Annotated in this window: 17 protein-coding genes; 9 read left to right on the top strand and 8 right to left on the bottom strand. The window is 55.5% G+C overall.

Annotated elements, in window-relative coordinates; genetic code table 11:
- Positions 1-115: 115 nt before the first annotated feature.
- Positions 116-1,129 carry a DUF1559 domain-containing protein gene (locus tag ABX962_RS10300; protein ID WP_372719062.1) on the top strand — a complete coding sequence of 338 codons (1,014 nt, stop codon included), beginning with the start codon at positions 116-118 and terminating at the stop codon, positions 1,127-1,129.
- Between the two features lie 309 nt (positions 1,130-1,438).
- Positions 1,439-1,897, top strand: coding sequence for a hypothetical protein (locus tag ABX962_RS10295; RefSeq protein ID WP_372719060.1), 459 nt, complete (start codon positions 1,439-1,441; stop codon positions 1,895-1,897).
- A 196-nt stretch (positions 1,898-2,093) separates the two neighbouring features.
- On the opposite strand, the gene ABX962_RS10290 is transcribed toward ABX962_RS10295, so the two are convergent.
- The 5 genes from ABX962_RS10290 to ABX962_RS10270 all read right to left on the bottom strand — a co-directional run bounded on the left by ABX962_RS10290 (position 2,094) and on the right by ABX962_RS10270 (position 6,137).
- A complete protein-coding gene (locus ABX962_RS10290) occupies positions 2,094-2,432 on the bottom strand; it encodes a four-helix bundle copper-binding protein (RefSeq protein WP_372719058.1) in 339 nt (112 codons plus the stop codon).
- Positions 2,433-2,549: 117 nt separating this feature from the next.
- Positions 2,550-4,151 (bottom strand): vitamin K epoxide reductase family protein, encoded by a 1,602-nt coding sequence (locus ABX962_RS10285; protein ID WP_372719056.1) that lies wholly within the window; start codon positions 4,149-4,151, stop codon positions 2,550-2,552.
- Positions 4,152-4,334: 183 nt separating this feature from the next.
- Positions 4,335-4,673 (bottom strand): cupin domain-containing protein, encoded by a 339-nt coding sequence (locus ABX962_RS10280; protein ID WP_372719054.1) that lies wholly within the window; start codon positions 4,671-4,673, stop codon positions 4,335-4,337.
- 55 nt (positions 4,674-4,728) lie between these two features.
- Positions 4,729-5,307, bottom strand: coding sequence for a DUF421 domain-containing protein (locus ABX962_RS10275; protein WP_372719052.1), 579 nt, complete (start codon positions 5,305-5,307; stop codon positions 4,729-4,731).
- Positions 5,308-5,420: 113 nt separating this feature from the next.
- On the bottom strand, positions 5,421-6,137 hold the full coding sequence (locus ABX962_RS10270) for an exopolysaccharide biosynthesis protein (protein ID WP_372719050.1): 717 nt from the start codon (positions 6,135-6,137) through the stop codon (positions 5,421-5,423).
- 419 nt (positions 6,138-6,556) lie between these two features.
- Between ABX962_RS10270 and ABX962_RS10265 the strand changes: the two genes are divergently transcribed.
- The gene (locus tag ABX962_RS10265; RefSeq protein ID WP_372719049.1) at positions 6,557-7,039 is read left to right on the top strand and encodes a hypothetical protein; all 483 of its coding nucleotides are present in this window, start codon (positions 6,557-6,559) and stop codon (positions 7,037-7,039) included.
- A gap of 67 nt (positions 7,040-7,106) precedes the next feature.
- Positions 7,107-7,412, top strand: coding sequence for a cysteine hydrolase family protein (locus tag ABX962_RS10260; protein ID WP_372719047.1), 306 nt, complete (start codon positions 7,107-7,109; stop codon positions 7,410-7,412).
- 29 nt (positions 7,413-7,441) lie between these two features.
- On the opposite strand, the gene ABX962_RS10255 is transcribed toward ABX962_RS10260, so the two are convergent.
- From ABX962_RS10255 to ABX962_RS10245, 3 genes are all read right to left on the bottom strand, one after another.
- On the bottom strand, positions 7,442-8,212 hold the full coding sequence (locus ABX962_RS10255; protein WP_372719045.1) for a TonB family protein: 771 nt from the start codon (positions 8,210-8,212) through the stop codon (positions 7,442-7,444).
- Positions 8,209-8,430: a hemin uptake protein HemP gene (locus tag ABX962_RS10250; RefSeq protein ID WP_372719043.1), complete on the bottom strand. Its 222-nt coding sequence runs from the start codon at positions 8,428-8,430 to the stop codon at positions 8,209-8,211. Before ABX962_RS10250 ends, ABX962_RS10255 begins: the two co-directional genes overlap by 4 nt.
- 200 nt (positions 8,431-8,630) lie before the next feature.
- Positions 8,631-8,777: a hypothetical protein gene (locus ABX962_RS10245; RefSeq protein WP_372719041.1), complete on the bottom strand. Its 147-nt coding sequence runs from the start codon at positions 8,775-8,777 to the stop codon at positions 8,631-8,633.
- Positions 8,778-8,846: 69 nt separating this feature from the next.
- Between ABX962_RS10245 and ABX962_RS10240 the strand changes: the two genes are divergently transcribed.
- The 5 genes from ABX962_RS10240 to ABX962_RS10220 form a co-directional block, all read left to right on the top strand.
- A complete protein-coding gene (locus ABX962_RS10240) occupies positions 8,847-11,291 on the top strand; it encodes a TonB-dependent receptor plug domain-containing protein (RefSeq protein ID WP_372719039.1) in 2,445 nt (814 codons plus the stop codon).
- 278 nt (positions 11,292-11,569) lie between these two features.
- Positions 11,570-13,954 (top strand): heavy metal translocating P-type ATPase, encoded by a 2,385-nt coding sequence (locus tag ABX962_RS10235; RefSeq protein WP_372719037.1) that lies wholly within the window; start codon positions 11,570-11,572, stop codon positions 13,952-13,954.
- Between the two features lie 199 nt (positions 13,955-14,153).
- Complete coding sequence (locus ABX962_RS10230; RefSeq protein ID WP_372719035.1) at positions 14,154-15,656, top strand: TolC family protein; 1,503 nt, start codon at positions 14,154-14,156, stop codon at positions 15,654-15,656.
- 101 nt (positions 15,657-15,757) lie between these two features.
- Positions 15,758-17,281 carry a copper oxidase gene (locus ABX962_RS10225; protein WP_372719033.1) on the top strand — a complete coding sequence of 508 codons (1,524 nt, stop codon included), beginning with the start codon at positions 15,758-15,760 and terminating at the stop codon, positions 17,279-17,281.
- Positions 17,282-17,386: 105 nt separating this feature from the next.
- Positions 17,387-17,672: metal-sensitive transcriptional regulator (locus ABX962_RS10220; RefSeq protein ID WP_345684746.1), on the top strand; the 286-nt coding region annotated here is incomplete at its 3' end.

The following is a 17,672-nucleotide window of genomic DNA, read 5'->3' as shown; positions in this document are numbered from 1 at the left end:
GCACCGCTCGCATTGGCGCGGGGTTTGCGAACCCAACCTGCTACAGGCGGTATCAGTGTCAGCCGAATACTCCTGTTCGGCTTGGGTCCATTTTCTTATTTGAAGGGTCTTTGTAATGCAGTTTCCGCAACGTCGCCAAGCTTTTACGCTCGTTGAACTTTTAGTCGTTATCGCCATTATTGGCGTTTTGGTCGGCTTGCTTTTACCTGCGGTTCAAGCAGCACGCGAAGCGGCACGACGAATGTCATGTTCAAACAACATGAAACAAATTGGGCTTGGTTTACATAACTACCACAGCGCATTTAACAAGTTTCCTTATTCCGCCGCCCAGGCGGGTTCGATTACCTCGGGCACCGCGATTCCTGGACAAACCAAGATCCGAAATCACCGTGGTTGGATGGGCGTGTTGCCGTACATCGAACAGCAAAACCTTTACGAAGAAATGGACACCTCAGCGTCCACCGGCGCTTACGTTCGTGACTCAGGTCAAAGTACATTGTCGGGCCCCAAACCAGGCGAACCAGGCAATGCCAATGACGTGGTGATCAGCACCGCGGTGCAGTCTTTCTTGTGTCCTTCGGATCCGAACCCGACGCATTACGCCACGACGTCCAGCACTTCCTATTCGATTTCGCCGGGAACCACGTCGCTCGAAGGGGCGTACACGAACTACGAGTTCAGCATTCGCCGAACATCATCGACCGCGGCGAAGTGGAGCCAAGACGATCTATTGACTCGTCGCATGTTTGGCATGGACGATTCGTCTCGCATGAGAGACATTCTTGATGGTACCAGCAACACGGTTGCGGTCTGCGAAACGCTTCGCGGTGTGCACGATGGTGTGCCGCAGACCTGGGGATACACCAAGTGGGTCGGCAACGGTGTCGATTTGGCTTATAGCTTGGGAATCAATAATTTGCTGTGTTGTGCTTGGGATTCCGTGCCTTTTCAACGAACGCGTCAAGCAAGTCGTTTGAGTGCTTGGTCCACCGCCGGCAGCGTGCATCCAGGCGGTGCTCAATTCACGTTGGCAGACGGATCGGTTCGGTTCATCAGCGAATCGACAGAAATTTCCATCCTGCAGCACTTGGCCTACATCGGGGATGGGGAAGTCATCGAAGAGTTCTAAAAAAAAATGCGTTGGTTGCATCGAATCACGCGGCCACCAATGATCTCGGTGACCGCGTGAAGCGAATTTCGGCTCATCGCTGTGATTTGCATTGCGACGCAATCTAACAGTGCCACCGGAGCCAATAGTGTTGCGGTAGCCAACAAGCCTACTGCACCACAACCGCTTCCGAAGTCGATGTCATATGACGATCGGCATCACGGCAACATGCGGCTACTGATTACGATTAACACGGCTCGCATCAGAGCCGTGTCCTTCCTTGGCGTGTTCGTTTTATTCCTCCCATACAGTCCTCGAGGACATTAGAAAATGCAGATATTCAATCCACTCACTTGCAGCGTTGCCGTTTTGATCCTTGCCAGCATCGGCTGTGGCAGCAGCACAACGTATGACGTCGTTGCAGCATCCGGAACCGTGATGTTGGACAACAAACCGATCGAGGGTGTGTCGTTGACGTTGATTCCTCAGGCCGGGATCAAGGGACGCGGCGGCTATGCAACAAGTGCCTCCGATGGCACGTTCACCTTGCAATCGGCTCCCGAGGTGATGGGGGTCGTTCCAGGCAACTACATGGTGCTGTTCCGCAAGTATGCGATGCCCGATGGCTCGCCAGTGCCCCCGGGCACGTCGGCGGCCGATGCAAACTTGATCAACCAATTGCCAGAGATTTACAGCCATCCCGAGAAATCACCGATCTATGCAACGATTCCCGCAACGGGCCCCGAAGGATTATCGTTCGAATTGAGTTCACGAACTGGCAAACGTTAGCGAGTCGCTACGTTTGAAGAAAGGCTAAAAAAGCGAGGGACACAAAAAACGAGTCCTCCGATCGCGACGAGATCCCCGGTCGGTTCATCCGACTGGAGGATCATCGTTGTGAATGCGGCACCCCGTCTTTTCGATTGCAATAGCGATCCGGAACACACCGTTGTTCCCATCTCGGCGAACTCGCAACGTTACGGTGCTACGTCCGGACGCCAGCCATCTCGCGGCACTCTGCTGCACATTTTTTACATGCGGTCGCGCATTCTTGGCAATGATCCATGTCGTGCTGGCCGCATTCTTTGGCGCACGCCTCGCAAACTTCGGCCAGCAACTCACAGGCTTTTGCACTGAATTGCGAATCGCGACTGATCAGCGCTGCGGTGGACCAGCAAAGCGTCGCACAATCGCGGTCGGTGCGAATGCAATCGGCCATCTTCTTGACATCCTTTTCGCCCAGGCATGCCTCGGCACAATGCTCACAGGCTTGCGCACAATCGAGACAGGCCTCGATACAACTGGAAAAACGTTGGTTACTCATCGTTACTCTCCATAACGGGGTCGTGGTTCAATCAACAACCGCCATGTGCCCCGTTCACGTGGCTGTGTTTGTCAAAGCACGATCAATGTCGATCGACCGGCCATGTTCGATTGATCATTAACGAACGAAGCGGTCCCAGGATCCATACGATTCGGTAATCTTGCCTCGCGGAATCGTCAGGATCAGCACGAGGATCCCGAGCACGCTGCTTGTGATTGCAAACCCCGTGGTCGCCGAGTCGACCAACCAGGGGCCGACGATGACGGCGAGTGCCAACAACACGTTTCCATAACGTCCGATGCGAATCACTTCTCCCATGGCGATCACGGAAACGGTCACGATCAAGGCGCCACCGAGATGCCCAATATCGGCCGCGGTCGTTTTGATATCGATTCCGAACCACGTGGGCGCGAGCATGATCCCGACGCCCAATGCAGTACAAACCACCAAGGTCCAAGGAAAACTCATTCCCCAAATCGAAGCTTTCAGTAGCTGCCACGGTTTCTCGGGCATATCGAGCAGCTCAGGGGATCGCTTGTCCGCGGTACACCCGTCCGCTTTGCCGCCTTTCCAAAAAATCGCCCACAGCGATCCACCGCGATCGCCACGCTGTTTAGCTTGGCGAACATGTTGAAACATCGCGACCACTTCATCCACCTCTAACGGAATCATCGGCAACATCACCAGCGCCGCCAACAAACACATCGCGCACCAATGATGCACCAGCACGGGTTGGGAAATCACCAGAACGATGTGCGTCAGTCCCAGCGGGATGACCAAGATGCCAAAGAACGCGACCATCCACGGCATCGTTCGCCAACGCGAGGGGCTTCCCATGTACCCCATCATGAATTCAAAGGTATACGACGCAACACCAAGTCCACCATCAGAGATCGGCCACATGTGCGACATCTTTGAATTGAGCACCTTCTTGCTTCCACTTTCAAATCCAAAGAACGGATCCCAAACAAAATCGATGTACCCGAGCTGAAACATCGCCAGATAACGCGAGACGACAAAGCCGACAAAACCGGTCGCGATCATCACCCAACGCTGCGGCCAACTCGATGGGTTGTAACTCCAACCGGGCGGGGTCGGCGGACCATGCTGCATGTACATGATCATATTGGGCATCCCGGGAATCAGGATCGTTAATGCCATCACTAAGATGCCGACCAACGAATCGTTGACATACGAGGCGGCTGTGGGTGCCCAAAACAGAATCGGAGCAAACGTCAACCAGATCCCGACAAAACAACATGCCCACAGACTGTAGGGACGATTGGGGGTAAGCGAACGCCATCCCAAAATTACTAACAACAACCCCGAGATCATGTCGCTGACAGTCATCAACCAAGCACGCAATTGGCGAAGCTCGACCGTCGATTCCTCGGCAAACCAGGGTCCCCGTCCACCACTGGGGTCCACCCACAGCGATTCGTTCAGGTATCCGAAATTAAAGGGTGCCAAGATTAACCAGATCCCCAACATCGGCAGCGTCCAATAGATCCACAGCGTTTGCTTGTGGTGCATCTTCAGCATCGCCAGCCGATCATCACGACTCATCTCGTGCCCACCGCTATGCCCACCGCTGTGGTCCACTCGGTGATTCGGTTCGCGATCCCGCTGGTCGTGCTGCCCCTTTTTCATTGCCATTTCGGCCATCGGACGCGAGACGCCGCGGGATCCCATCATGCCATGCTTGGGTTGGTCGCTCATCGTACAGACTGGTCTATCGGTTGGGGTTTGGAGCTTGGAAGATTGCATCCAATACGCCAGACCACGCAAAACGAACAGGATGCCCGATAAAACAAGCAAACTGGCAAATACCATGCCAGGGTATCGACTCGGCGGATGAGATAGAGACAAACCGGCAACATGATCGTTGACATCCCATCACACTCAGTCGTGCGATGGCGGCGATCCTTCTCGGCCGTGATAGGCCGGGGGAACATAAAAATTGACGGTCTTTAGCGGACTGTCGCCAAGATTAATAATCTCGTGGGTTTCATTCTGCTCGATCAACAACAGTGTCCCTGATTTCAGCGAATAGCGTTTGTCTTGAACCACGGCCTCTCCTTCACCAGAAACCACATACAGCCATTGATCGCTGTTTTCATGTCGATTGTCGGGTCCGCCTGTGGTATCGCCTTTAGCAAGCACCATCACCGCCGCCTGAGAACGCTCATTCCCTGCGACGACATGAAAATTTGACAAGAACTCGAGTTGTCGGCGTTGCATCGGTGAGGCTCCGTGTGAGATCCAATGGAAAAGGATGCAGTGGAAATTTGCGTACTTAGTGAGAGGACGCCTCCGCCGCATCCTTTCGCTTGCCTAACGAACCGCTTGTCGAAACGCCGACGCGGTCCAATGCGTCAAGCGACGACGCATTCTTCGTCAGCACCGACAACGAGCCTTCGGTTTCAATCACGACAGCGTCGACTTCGCTAGGTTCAGCGGCTCCGTGTTGACGCATCGCCGCAAGCACTTCCTCTTGCGAAACACGTTGTTTCTGCATCGCATCGGTCAGAAATTGCCCTTGGAAAAAGATCAATGTGGGCTGAGCTTTGATCAACGCTTGATACTTGGGATAGCGAACCGCCAGAAACGTGTTGATTAACTGCAGCAGCACGAGCAGTCCCAGTGCAAGCCCCCCTTGAACGAGCGAAACTTGGCTCGAGGTCAAAATCGAAGCGAGGGTCGATCCAAATGCGACCGTCACGACCAAATCAAACGCATTCATTTTCGAGAGCGTGCGTTTGCCACTGATGCGAAGCAAGAAGACAAGGGCGAAGTAGGATAGCGTTCCCAGAACGAGCGTCCGAATCACAGGCGCCCAACCGTCGAAGATCATTTTGAAGCCGATGTCACTCATGGCGATTCAACGGATGCATTTTCCATGCCCAAAGTCGCCCGACGTCTCCGACGTCGGAGGAGTACATTCCGACGTCGGAGACGTCGGGGGATTTTATTGTACTATTTTGAAAACTAGATCCATTGATAGACCAACAGTCCGGCAGTCGCTAGCGAGAAGGCGATTGCAAGCATCGCGATCAGACCATCACGTGCGAGGATCGCCAGCCCAAATGCGGTGATCGCGGCACCCGCCACATTGGCACTCATCGGCACCACTTCCATTACCGGTGTCGCTGCAGCAATCACAATACAGACGGCCGCAATCACATAGATGCCTGCATGGTCAACGAGATACGTGTAGCGTTCTTTGGACCACCGATCTAAAAACCGAGCGGGCTTTCGCAACCAACCGATCGTCTTGGTGACTTTGCTACGATTCACCTTGCGATCCTCTAACCAACCTGGGATCCAAAAATGATCGCGTTTCATCACAACTTGAACACTGCCCAAGATCACGATCAAACCCATCATCACGGGGACGCCAGGGATGTCGCCAATCACGGGGGCGACCATGATCAAACCGGGTAACAACAATATAGGTGCGAAAGAGTGCTTACCCAGGCGGTCCATCACGTCGCCTATCGAGACTTTGGATTCGTCCTCGGCCGCCGATGCAACACGGTCCAGCACACCCTGTAGATCGTGAACCTCGCCCTCACTCGATTGCCCGCCATCGGATTGCTTCTGGTCGGACTGACTTGGGTTACGCGAGTCCCGCGACACCGGCGATGACGAAGCCGAGTCGCTTTCATTCGATGACGGACTTTGATGCACCGTAAAATCGCTCATCCGAGTACCTTTCTCTCGCTCGAAACTGGACGCACAATAACCGCTGCGGCAGTGGATCGACCAAGCCTCGTTACCTTTGATTTCGCACCACCTTTGATTTCGCACCTTTAATTTCGCAATGGGTATCTCAATCCTCAAAGCGATGACGTTCCAAAACATAGCGTAGGCTTCCAGCCCTGGAGCCCCCATCGAACCCAGGCTGGAAGCCAGGCCCAGGCTCGAACCCAGGCTGGAAGCCTAGGCTACTTTTAATTCTGCATACGATGTGCCAAAGAAGTTTAATAAAAATGTGGACAACACATTCGCGATGGGTACGCCAATTGCCATCTCATTGTTTTGCAAAATGCATTGAATGCTCACAATCGTCGATGCGGCGAGTGCGTACCGTTTGATGGAAACAGAGATCGAGGAAGCGTGTCATGAACCGTGAATGGTTAACGACTTACCTAAATGATCATCATGCCGGAGCGATTGCAGCGACCGATGTGATCGATCGACTGATCGACGAGAACCGTGGAGAACCGCTGGGCGATTTTGCCATCACTCTGTTGAGCGAAATCGAGCAAGACAAGGCGGAACTCGAGGAACTGATCAAGCAATACGACGCCATGCCTGGGGTGGTCAAGCAAGCGGTCACATGGGCCGGTGCCAAGATGACAGTGCCAAAGTTTGGCCGAGCGATGGCAGGCGATTTCGGAAACTTTCAAGCCCTCGAATTCCTCTCGCTGGGCATCCTTGGCAAACGTGCACTGTGGCGGATGCTGCAAACATTAAGCGATCCGGAATTGCTTAGCCTCGACTACGGACGGTTAATCGAGCGAGCCGATTCGCAATTCCAGCAGGTTGAACAGTGGCGAATCCGTACCGGCAGCATGGCAATCAATCGCAGGACGGCAGTCTGATTTCCGTAGCCAAGTGGATCATTGTTTACAGGACAATGTCCGCGGTAAAGCGATCGTCGAATGATTGGTGCCTGAATCGGATGACTACTTTGTGCTAAAGCCAATGCATTCGGCATTCTACGGCACGACGCTGGATATCTTGCTAAAGAACTTAGGGGTCAACACGTTGGTGATTACCGGAGTCGCCACCAACATTTGCATCTTGTTCACGGCTAACGACGCCTACATGCGTGACTATCGACTCTGGATCCCCAACGATTGCGTGGCCGCCAACACCGCCACTCTTTCCGAAACAGCGCTTGAGCAGGCGAGAACGGTGCTAAAGGCCAATACATCGAACTCTGGCGAGTTGGACTTAGAGCAACTTGTGTGAAAGCTCGCTCACTGCCGGATCACCTGTCGCTACAAACGGAAGCGGATCGGCAACACTTCCTCGGACGCAACCGGATGCCCGTACCGTTTCGCAGGCTGGCCCTGCCACGCCTGGACCGCTTCGACCGCCGCGCGGTCCAATGATCCATGCCCGCTGGAATCCACAATTTCGACCCGCTCGACTCGCCCCGTTTCGTCGATCATCAGCTTTAACTTGACCGTACCTTCCAATCGACGAGCGACCGCGTCAGCAGGATATTGCGGTGGCGCGTTGGCCGAAAAATCGGCGGGAGTCCGATCGGAGATCCCCGCCATTTGTTCCATTGGATTCATCGAAACGCTGGGGGTGAATGCCGCCGTCGGTGGTTGACGAGGACGCTTCGCGGCGACATCCGTCACGCTCGGCAGCTCGCGTTCGGGTTGCGATCGGCGTACCCGCGAAACGGAAGCATCGGTGGGCACGTCGGGCACTCGCAACGGCGTCGGAACGACCGTTTTAGCGATTGTAGATTGCCGATCGCGTGAGACGTCGTCCGCCAGCCTGTCCTCGACCACAGGTTCGGCAACAAGAGTTTCCCGTTCCGGTTCAAGCGGCACAGGTTCGAGCGGCACAGGTTCAAACGAAACGGGCGACGCCGACGGCATCATCATACTCAGCTGAACGGTGACCACGTGCGAATCACCCTGCAGCGAGAAACGATCGATAACTGTCATCGGAACAGCACAAATCGCCGCCACCGCGGTGGCGTGCAGGACAAGGGAGAATCCCGTCGATCGTACAAATAGGCTAATGTCTTTCACTTCGTTAAGTATAACTTCCCCGAGGCGGTCAAGCGAAGCCTGTACATTTCGCTGCCATGTTCGATCCAAACCTCGCGACTCCCTTGTAGTAGTTCGGATGATGGAATGATCTTCGGAAACGATTCCAAGGATGGGCAATGGGACGGGGCGGCGGGCGGGGCCTGCGCAGCCGCGGGCGGGACTTGCGCAGCGGCATCGGAGGGTTCAGAATCGGTCACGGATAATTCGGCGATGGCACTCGAAAGAGGATTCAAAAAACGGGGCAAAACACCGGCAGGATCACCGTCCGGCTGCGAAGCCCCCTCCTTAGCACGGGGCGTGCCAAACGATGGACTACGCGGCGGCGATACTCAAAACTGGCGTTAATCCAGGCCATTTGGGGTTTTACCGAGATCGAATCGACGCTGAAAGCGACGGATTACCCATCGCCCCAGGCGAAGTTTTCACCGTCATTTCCGACAAATTCGCTGACGGTCATTCGCACTACGTTGACTTTGCCGGTGCCAAAGAAAGGTGATGGAGCAATCGAAGCGAATGCACCGATGAAACGGGATAGCTCAATCAAAGCGATTGCAAGCGTCTAGCCTTGTTGCCACGGCCAATGCATCGTTTGTGAACCAAGGATACTGCTGCTGTGAAACGGATTTCACGACTCGCCCTCGCAATGCTGCCGCCGCTGGGCATGTTCAGCATGGGCACAATTGGATTTAGTGAGGACAAAGGGATCGAGGCGACCACGCATCCATCCATCACCTTGGCAACGCTGTTGCAACAGGACGAGCAGGCCACGTTGCCGGAAATCGAAGTTCGGCCGCCCGACGTTCCCGCGACTCCCGAGTCGCCAGCCGACATCAATAGCCCTTCGTCACCCCCCCCAGGCGTCCCAGAAACCGAGGCATCCGCGAACGAGGCGTTTGTGCCGTCAGCGGACGATTTCGGCACGCCTCCGGCGCCCCCTTCAGACAATACGCCATCACAAGCAGACGCCACGAACGAAGCGTTTTTTAACGAATCGTTTCCCTCGCTAAGCAATCAGATGTTTGGCGGTAGCGTCAACAACCCAACGGGACTGAACAGCATCGTGCGTGGTGAGTCGGACATTTTCAAAACGCCCCAAATGGCGACCATCATCGATCGCGCTACCCTCGATCGACGACAAGCGACGACAATGTACCGGGCGTTGCATGAGGAAGTCGGCGTCACGCTGCAACAAACCAGTAACGGGCAATTGTCACCGTTCATTCGCGGTTTGACCGGTCAACAAATTCTGGTCCTCGTGGACGGCATTCGCATGAATACCAGCATCCTGCGACCGGGACCGAACCAATATGCCGCCACGATCGATCCAGGGTCGATCGAACGCATCGAAGTCATTCGCGGCGCCGAATCGGCGATGTGGGGCAGCGATGCGATCGGGGGCGTGATCAATGTCGTCACGCGATCCGCAGACCCGCTACGTGGCGATTACTTCAGCCCTCAGTTCAGTCAAATCTACAGCACCGCCGAAGCATCGTCGTACACCCGCACTGGCTTCAGCGGCTGGTATGGAGCGACCGGAATCACCGGAGGCATCTCATACCTGGATGTCGGCAATGTCGATGTCGGAGGCGACTTTGGGCGTCAACCGGCGACCGACTACACCCAGTACGCGGGCGACATCAAACTGCAACGAATGCTTAACGAAGATTCATTGTTGACAGTCGCGCTGCAACATTTCGAGCAACAAGATCTAAAACGCAGCGATCGCTTCCTGCCGTTTGTGCTCGGCCCCGCATCCGATGGAAGCGTGCCGACGCAGCGTCCCACGGTGTTTGATCCACAGCAACGCGATTTGATCTACGCACGACTCGAAGGGCTTGCCGCAGACGACTTGTTTTTGGCCGATGCATACTCGTTGACGTTATCAGGTTCTCGCACCAAAGAAGCAAGCGTGGTCGATCGCTATGCGAGTAACGACCCGACGGCTGAACCGACACGGCGAGAAATCGGTGAGTTCGACGATCTCGGTTGGGGCGTGTCACTTTCCGCGGTCAAAGGCATCGGCGATTTCGGCAAATTGACGTACGGAACCGATTTTTATGCCGAATCGATCAACGCCGAACGAGTCCGCATCGACAATCCCACGTCACCTGGAGCAACGCCAACAGTAACCGATCCTCAGTATCCTGATGACTCCGAAGCAGATCGTGTGGGTGCGTTTTTGTCATGGAACGTACCGCTAACCGAACGACTCGATGCAACGACGAGCGTTCGTTACGAGAACATCAACGTCTCGGGGACGCCCAACTTCGACACGCTCGGGCCCACCTATTTTGAACGCTCGTATCAGGATTGGATCGCCAGTGTTGGGTTATCGTATCGGTTGACCGAAGAAGTGCGATTGGTCGGCGGCGTGTACGAAGGTTTCCGTGCTCCGACGATCGATGATTTGACGGCAAACAAAACGTCGCTACAGAACAATGTCTCGGTGCCTTTGGTGGGCAACCTTTCAGTTCAAGCCGAGCATAGTTACACATACGAGGTCGGGCTGAAATACAACGACGACCGATTGCGATTGCAGCTGATCGAATTTTGGACCGATTTTGACAGCATCCTGGCTCGCGAAGCGATCGGCGGCTCGGACTTCCTGACCAACCAAACCGCGTACCTAAACGGTACCGAACTGAGCGGCGAATACATGCTGTATCGCAACTTGTCACTGTACGGAAACTTTGCCTACACCTACGGACAACTGACCACGACGGATGAACCAATTTCGCGGATCCCGCCGACCCAGGGAATTTTGGGACTGCGTTTGACTGTTCCTGAACCGCGAGCCTATTTCGATGTCTACACCTGGATGGTGCGTCGTGCCGATCGTTACAACAACGCGAACCTTGGTGATGTGCGGTTCATCCCAGGCGGGACTCCGGGTTACGCCACGCTGAATGTGCGGACAGGCCGATCGTTCGGCGAGCGGAACCAGCACCAAGTCTCGCTATCGCTGGAAAACGTCACCGACAAGTACTATCGAGTGCTCGGCAGCGGCGTCGACGGCACCGGTTTCAACGCGGTGTTTGGTTACCAGTACGCGATGTAACTTGCTTTACCTCGCCAGTAACTTGCTTGGGGAAGGGCGGAACGAGCGGAGCAAGTTCACCGATGGGCATCGCACTGTTCGAGATAACACCGTGCAAGTTCAGCGTCACCAGCCCTCCCCGAAAATCTCGCTATAGGCTCGATTTTCGGCCCTCCCGACGCTGTTGGGAGGGTGAACCTTGCTGGACACTCCAAAACGCCGCCGCTTACGGCATGCAACTTGCATACGGGTAGAGGGTATACGACGTATTGCCGAACTGACATGCTGAAAGAGCCTCGATGTCTACCTCTCAAATCACCGCCATGGATCCTGTTTGTGGAATGACGGTCAATCCGAGCGATTCGCTACGCAGCGAGTACGACGGAAAACCGTATTTCTTTTGCAGCCAAGGCTGTCAAAAGAAATTCGAGGCGGACCCGGCAGGGGTGTTGGCAACGCGCGCCGAGAAAGAGGCTGCAAAGAAACATGCCTCTGCAAGCGAATCATCCTGCTGCCATGGTTCGGGGTCCCCCAAGAGCCCTGCGGCCGACAAGCCGACTGATCCGGGGGCGGTCTACACCTGCCCGATGCATCCGGAAATCGAGCAAGTAGGGCCGGGCGACTGCCCTATCTGCGGCATGGACCTAGAGCCCAAGTTTGTCGACATGGCCGACCATGGCGATGACCAACAGTACGCCGATATGAAGCTTCGCTTCTGGGTCGGCGTTGTCTTGTCCGTGCCGCTGTTGGTGATCGCGATGGGGCCGATGGTCGGGCTGCGGATCAGCGATTGGATGTCTCAAACCGTATTTGCCTGGTTGCAATTGGCACTGGCCACACCGGTCGTGTTTTGGTGCGGCTGGCCATTGTTGGTTCGCGGCGTCAAGTCATTTCGCAGCATGAATTTGAACATGTTTTCACTGATCGCGGTGGGAACGCTGGCGGCTTACCTGTTCAGCCTCGTGGTCGTCCTGTTGCCTGGCGTGATTCCCGAGGCCTTCTTCGAAAACGGGGTGCCGCCACTGTACTTCGAGGCGGCTGCAGTGATCATCACGCTGGTGTTACTTGGTCAAGTACTGGAGCTTCGCGCACGGCAGCAAACCGGCGGTGCGATCCGTGAATTAATGCAGTTGGCTCCCGAGACGGCGCACCGATTGACTGACGACGGCGAAGAAGAAGTCTCGCTCGATTCGGTACACAAAGGAGATCGCTTGCGAATCCGACCCGGCGAAAAAGTCCCGGTCGATGGCCGCGTCCTCAGCGGCAGCAGTAGTGTGGACGAATCGATGTTGACAGGCGAACCGATCCCCGTGCAGAAATCCGAAGGGGACGAGGTCACCGGGGGAACGCTCAACCAAACCGGTGCCCTCGTGATGGAAGCGGTCGGGGTGGGTGGCGATACGGTGCTGAGCCGGATCGTGCAAATGGTCGCCGATGCTCAGCGAAGTCGTGCCCCGATTCAAAAGCTGGTCGACGTCGTGGCTCGCTATTTTGTGCCCGCGGTAATCGTTTGTTCGATTTTGGCGTTTGTCGGTTGGGCGGTGTTCGGCCCCGAACCTGCACTAGCGCACGCCTTTGTCGCCGCCGTTGCCGTGTTGATCATTGCTTGCCCTTGCGCGTTGGGATTGGCCACGCCGATGTCGGTGATGGTCGGGGTCGGCCGTGGTGCCAAAGAGGGCGTGCTGATCAAGAATGCAGAAGTGCTGGAGGTGATGGAAAAGGTCGACACGATCGTCGTCGACAAGACGGGCACGTTAACCCAAGGCCGACCGGAAGTGACCGCAATCGAAACGTTTGGCGGAACAGGTGAGCTAGAGATTTTGGCCTTGGCCGCCGCCGTGGAAACACAAAGTGAACATCCGCTCGCTCAAGCGATCGTGCGACGTGCGAAACAGGACAACACAGCAGCACACGATGCGACCGAGTTCAGCAGCATCACTGGCGGTGGCGTTCGAGCCCAAGTCGATGGACACGACGTGATCATCGGAAAGGCTGATTTGCTGATCGAACAAAACGTCGATGGCGTCGAAGCGGGGCGTGCGCAGGCGACGAAGCATCAAAGCGAAGGAGCGACGGTGATCTTTGTCGCCGTCGACGGTCAGTTGGCCGCGCTGATGGCGATCACCGATCCGATCAAACCGAGCACGCCGGCGGCTCTAGAAACGCTGCATGAGCTGGGACTGAAGGTCGTGATGCTCACAGGCGATGCAGAACCTACGGCGAAAGCGGTCGCCACCAAGCTGGGCATCGACGAGTTTCATGCAGGGGTTTCTCCCGAAGACAAACACGCCTTTGTCCGTCGGCTAAAAAGCGAAGGCAAAATCGTGGCGATGGCAGGCGATGGGATCAATGATGCCCCGGCACTGGCCGAAGCAAATGTGGGCATCGCGATGGGAACCGGCACCGGCGTCGCGATCGAATCCGCAGGCGTCACCTTGGTCGGTGGTGACCTTCGCGGCGTCGCGGCGGCGAGCAATCTAAGCCGCAAAACGATGAGCAACATTCGCCAAAACTTGTTCTTTGCGTTCATCTACAACGCCCTAGGAATCCCGGTTGCCGCCGGCCTGCTGTACCCGTTCTTTGGGATCTTGCTGAGTCCGATGATCGCCGCTGCGGCAATGAGTTTCAGTAGCGTGTCGGTGATCACCAACGCACTGAGACTGCGTGCCGCGAAACTAATATGACACCGGACCGCGTTGGCACAAAGTTCGCGGGAGTTGGTTTTGGGCGTTCCGCTTTCAAGCTTCCTAATCCGCACAAACGGAATTTTCTTGCGTGAACGCACTCGAATGGTTAAGACCACATGTACCCAGGGTGGGTATCGCTCCGATACCGTTCTACGGGCAATGATGCCATACAGGGCGGATCAAGGAGCAGAGCAAAGTGAAACGACGTTTTTCGAAATCTCGCATGTTATTGGCACTCGCACTGACCGGATCCGCATCGCTGGCGTCGGCCCAGCGTCCGGATCCAGGAAAAACGTTTGTCCCTCCGCCGCCGGTCCCCGAGGCTCCCTACGGATTGAGCGATCTGGACGCAGCCGGTCCGCTGTTCCCTCACGAACAACTTGTCGATGACGCCTATTCAATGACGCCGCCTCCGGTTGTCGTCGATGGCTCAGTGGTTGACAACGCAGTACCGCAAGACGTTCAAGCCGCCGGTTACACGTTGAGTGATTTTTTAGCGATCGCTGCGCAGAACAATCCAACCATTCGCCAAGCTCGGCTGCAAATCTCAGGCGAAACAGCCAAGGCACTGCAAGCTGGCCTATATCCCAACCCCACGCTGATGTACAGCGGCGAGCAAATCGGAGTGGACGTGCCCGGTGACAAAGATTCGCCTGGCGAGTTCCAAGGGTTGATCGTGGAACAGCGTTTTGTCACGGCAGGCAAACTGCGTCTGAGTCGTGAAAAGTACATGCGACGGGCGCACGTGACCGAACATCTCGCCATCGCTCAGCAGTTTCGCGTTTGCAACGATGTGCGAAGGCTTTTCTATCAAACGCTCGCCGCCAGCCAGGTGTTGGAACTGCGTCGCGAGCTATTGAAGACAGCCGAAGACGGCGCGGTGACCGCACGTGAATTGTACAACCAAGGCCAAGCTACCCGTCCCGAAGTTCGGCGTTCCAATATCACACTGCAGCGAGCTCGGTTGGATGTATTGACCGCCGAAAATCATTATCGAGAACAGTTCCGGCGACTGGTTTCGCTCGTCGGTGTCGACTTTACCGTGGCGTCGGTGTCGGGATCATTGATGCCCGAAACCGCTCCCCTTTCCTACCAAGAAGCGTTGTCAACCTTGCTTGCCGAAAGCCCGGAACTGATGGCGGCTCGGGCCAAACTTGCGGGCGACCGAGTCACGCTGCAACGTGAACGCGTCGAGTGGGTCCCCGATATCGTGGCTCGCGGTGGATCGGGTTACAACTTCGACGCCAAAGAAACGGTGGCGGTTGCCGAGGTCGCGATCGAACTGCCAGTGTTTGACCGCAACCAAGGCACGATTCGCCAGGCGCAGGCGGATCTGATACGTCAACAAGAGGAAATCCGCCGCATCGAACTTGATTTGCAGCAACGTTTAGCGACCACCTATCAACAGTACCTGACGTCGCTTCAGATCGCCACCGAATACAATCGCGTGATTATCCCCGAAGCGGAAATGGCTTACGAAGAACTGCTGGAAAGTTACAAGGACAACCGCGTCGATTGGCCTGATGTCTTGTCCGCACAACATGACTTGTTCGATGCACGATTGACGCAGATCCAACAGCTCGAGATGGTTCGTAGCAACGAGGTGCTCGTTCGTGGATTCATGCTCGAAGGCGGCTTGCAAGCAGCTCAAGGACCAACGCCTCCAGGCCATATCGATGCGACTCCGAAGCCGCGGTAGGGTGAGGGGGAAATGAGGAGTGAGGAGTGAGGAGTGAGGAGTGAGGAAAGTGGACGAAGGGAATCGATGAAGTTTTATTTTGCAACCCAGAGATTTAACCCATGTCGAACCACGAAGCTCGTCGCCAATTCTTGAAAGTCGGATCGCTGGCAGCCGCCGGCGGACTGTTGGCGGGCGCTGCCAACGCTCAAGCACCGATGGACACAAAACCGATGCCGATGTCCGACGGGCATGCTGGGCACGCCAATCACTCGGAAAAGCCTCATCCCCAAGTCCCTGCGGACTCGGATGTCAAAGCGGAAATGGATGGCTTTTCTCGCTTCAAACCCAGTCGCGGCAACGATCCCGATTCGGATTATTACCTTGGCAAATTGATGCCAGGCTTTCGCAGTGCCGCGGCGGGTCCGGCTCCGTTCGTCGCACCGGATCTTGATAAACTGCCATGGAAAATGGTGCGGGGTGCAAAAGAATTTCACTTGGTGCCGATGGCGGTCGAGCGAGAGTTTCTGCCTGGCTACAAGATGAATGTCTACGGCTACAACGGCAGCATGCCAGGCCCTACGATCGAAGTGAACCAGGGCGATCGGGTGCGGATCGTGGTAACCAATGAACTGCCCGAAGCCACGACAACGCACTGGCACGGATTCGAGTTGCCGGTCCAGTACGATGGCAGCGAAACGTTGACTCAGAATCCGATCGAACCGGGCAAATCATTTGTCTACGAATTCGATGTGCACGAAGAGGGGACGTTCTTTTATCATGCCCACGTCCCCATGCAAGAAGCGTTTGGAAGCGTCGGTTGGTTCATCGTGCATCCTCGCAAAGTGTTCGATCCGCCGGTGGATCGCGACTTTGGCTTGATCTTTCAGAACTTCTTTATCGAGCCGACGCAAACCATTGCCGACAGTTGGCGGATGGATTGGAATTGGCATACGATCAATGGCCGTAGCGGTCCCTACACCACACCGCTGGTCGTCAAACATGGCGAACGAGTTCGGGTTCGCTTGCTCGATTTTTCTCCGATGCAACATCATCCGATTCATTTGCATGGGCACACGTTTTGGGTGACGGGACACGAAGGGGCTCGGATTCCCAAATCGGCCTGGATCCCTCGCAACACCGAGTTGGTGGGGATCGCCCAAGCATCGAATTTCGAGTTCATCGCCAACAACCCAGGCGACTGGATGTTCCACTGTCATATGGTTCACCACATGATGAATCACATGACGCGGCAAGTTGGTCCCCGGATTCGCAAGGGCGTTTCGGTCGACCGCTATTTGGCGAACTATTCCAACCGCCCCCGTGTGGATGCGACTCGCGAGGATCCCGGGTTTGATACGCCGGGATATCCGCAAGAAATGAAAAGCATGAATATGTCCGATGCAATGATGGACACGATCTGGAGTCGTCGCGAAGTCCAAGGCATGCGGGCGATGTGGCCAATGTCGATCATGGGGCTAATGACTGCACTCCGAGTGCTGCCGGAGGATCTCTACCACAAGGTGATGGAGACCGACGAAGAGATCCCCAAAGGAAGTATATTCGAGGAAATCGTGCGACGCTTTGGTGACCCATCGACCTACCAATCCGGGCACAATCGGGGGATGCACGGCATGGAGATGTAGATTGCCATCATGTCCACTGCCGGATTGAGTTTGGCTGAGTACAATGGGCTTTTACCCAAACGAAATGTCCCCGGCTTCGCTTCGTGCGTAAGACTCTGATTTGCCATGCTTGATGACGAAGAAAAAAAGAAGTTAGCCAATCGCCTTCGGCGGGTCGTAGGACAAGTCGAAGCGGTGTCGCGGATGATCGAAGAAGATCAGTACTGTGTCGATATTTTGATGCAATTGTCCGCCGCCACCGGCGCGTTAGGCAAAGTGGGACAAATCGTGCTCGAGCAGCATTTGAAAAGGTGTGTCACCGAGGCCATCGAAAATGGAAACCCAGCAGATCGAGACGAGAAGCTGGAAGAATTGATCAAGCTGTTCCGCAAATACGCAGGGGTCATTGATT

It is taken from the genome of Novipirellula sp., assembly GCF_041583735.1.
Taxonomy (GTDB): Bacteria; Planctomycetota; Planctomycetia; order Pirellulales; family Pirellulaceae; genus Novipirellula.
The sequence above is the reverse complement of the archived record's forward strand: the minus strand, read 5'-3'. Positions and strand labels throughout refer to the sequence as shown.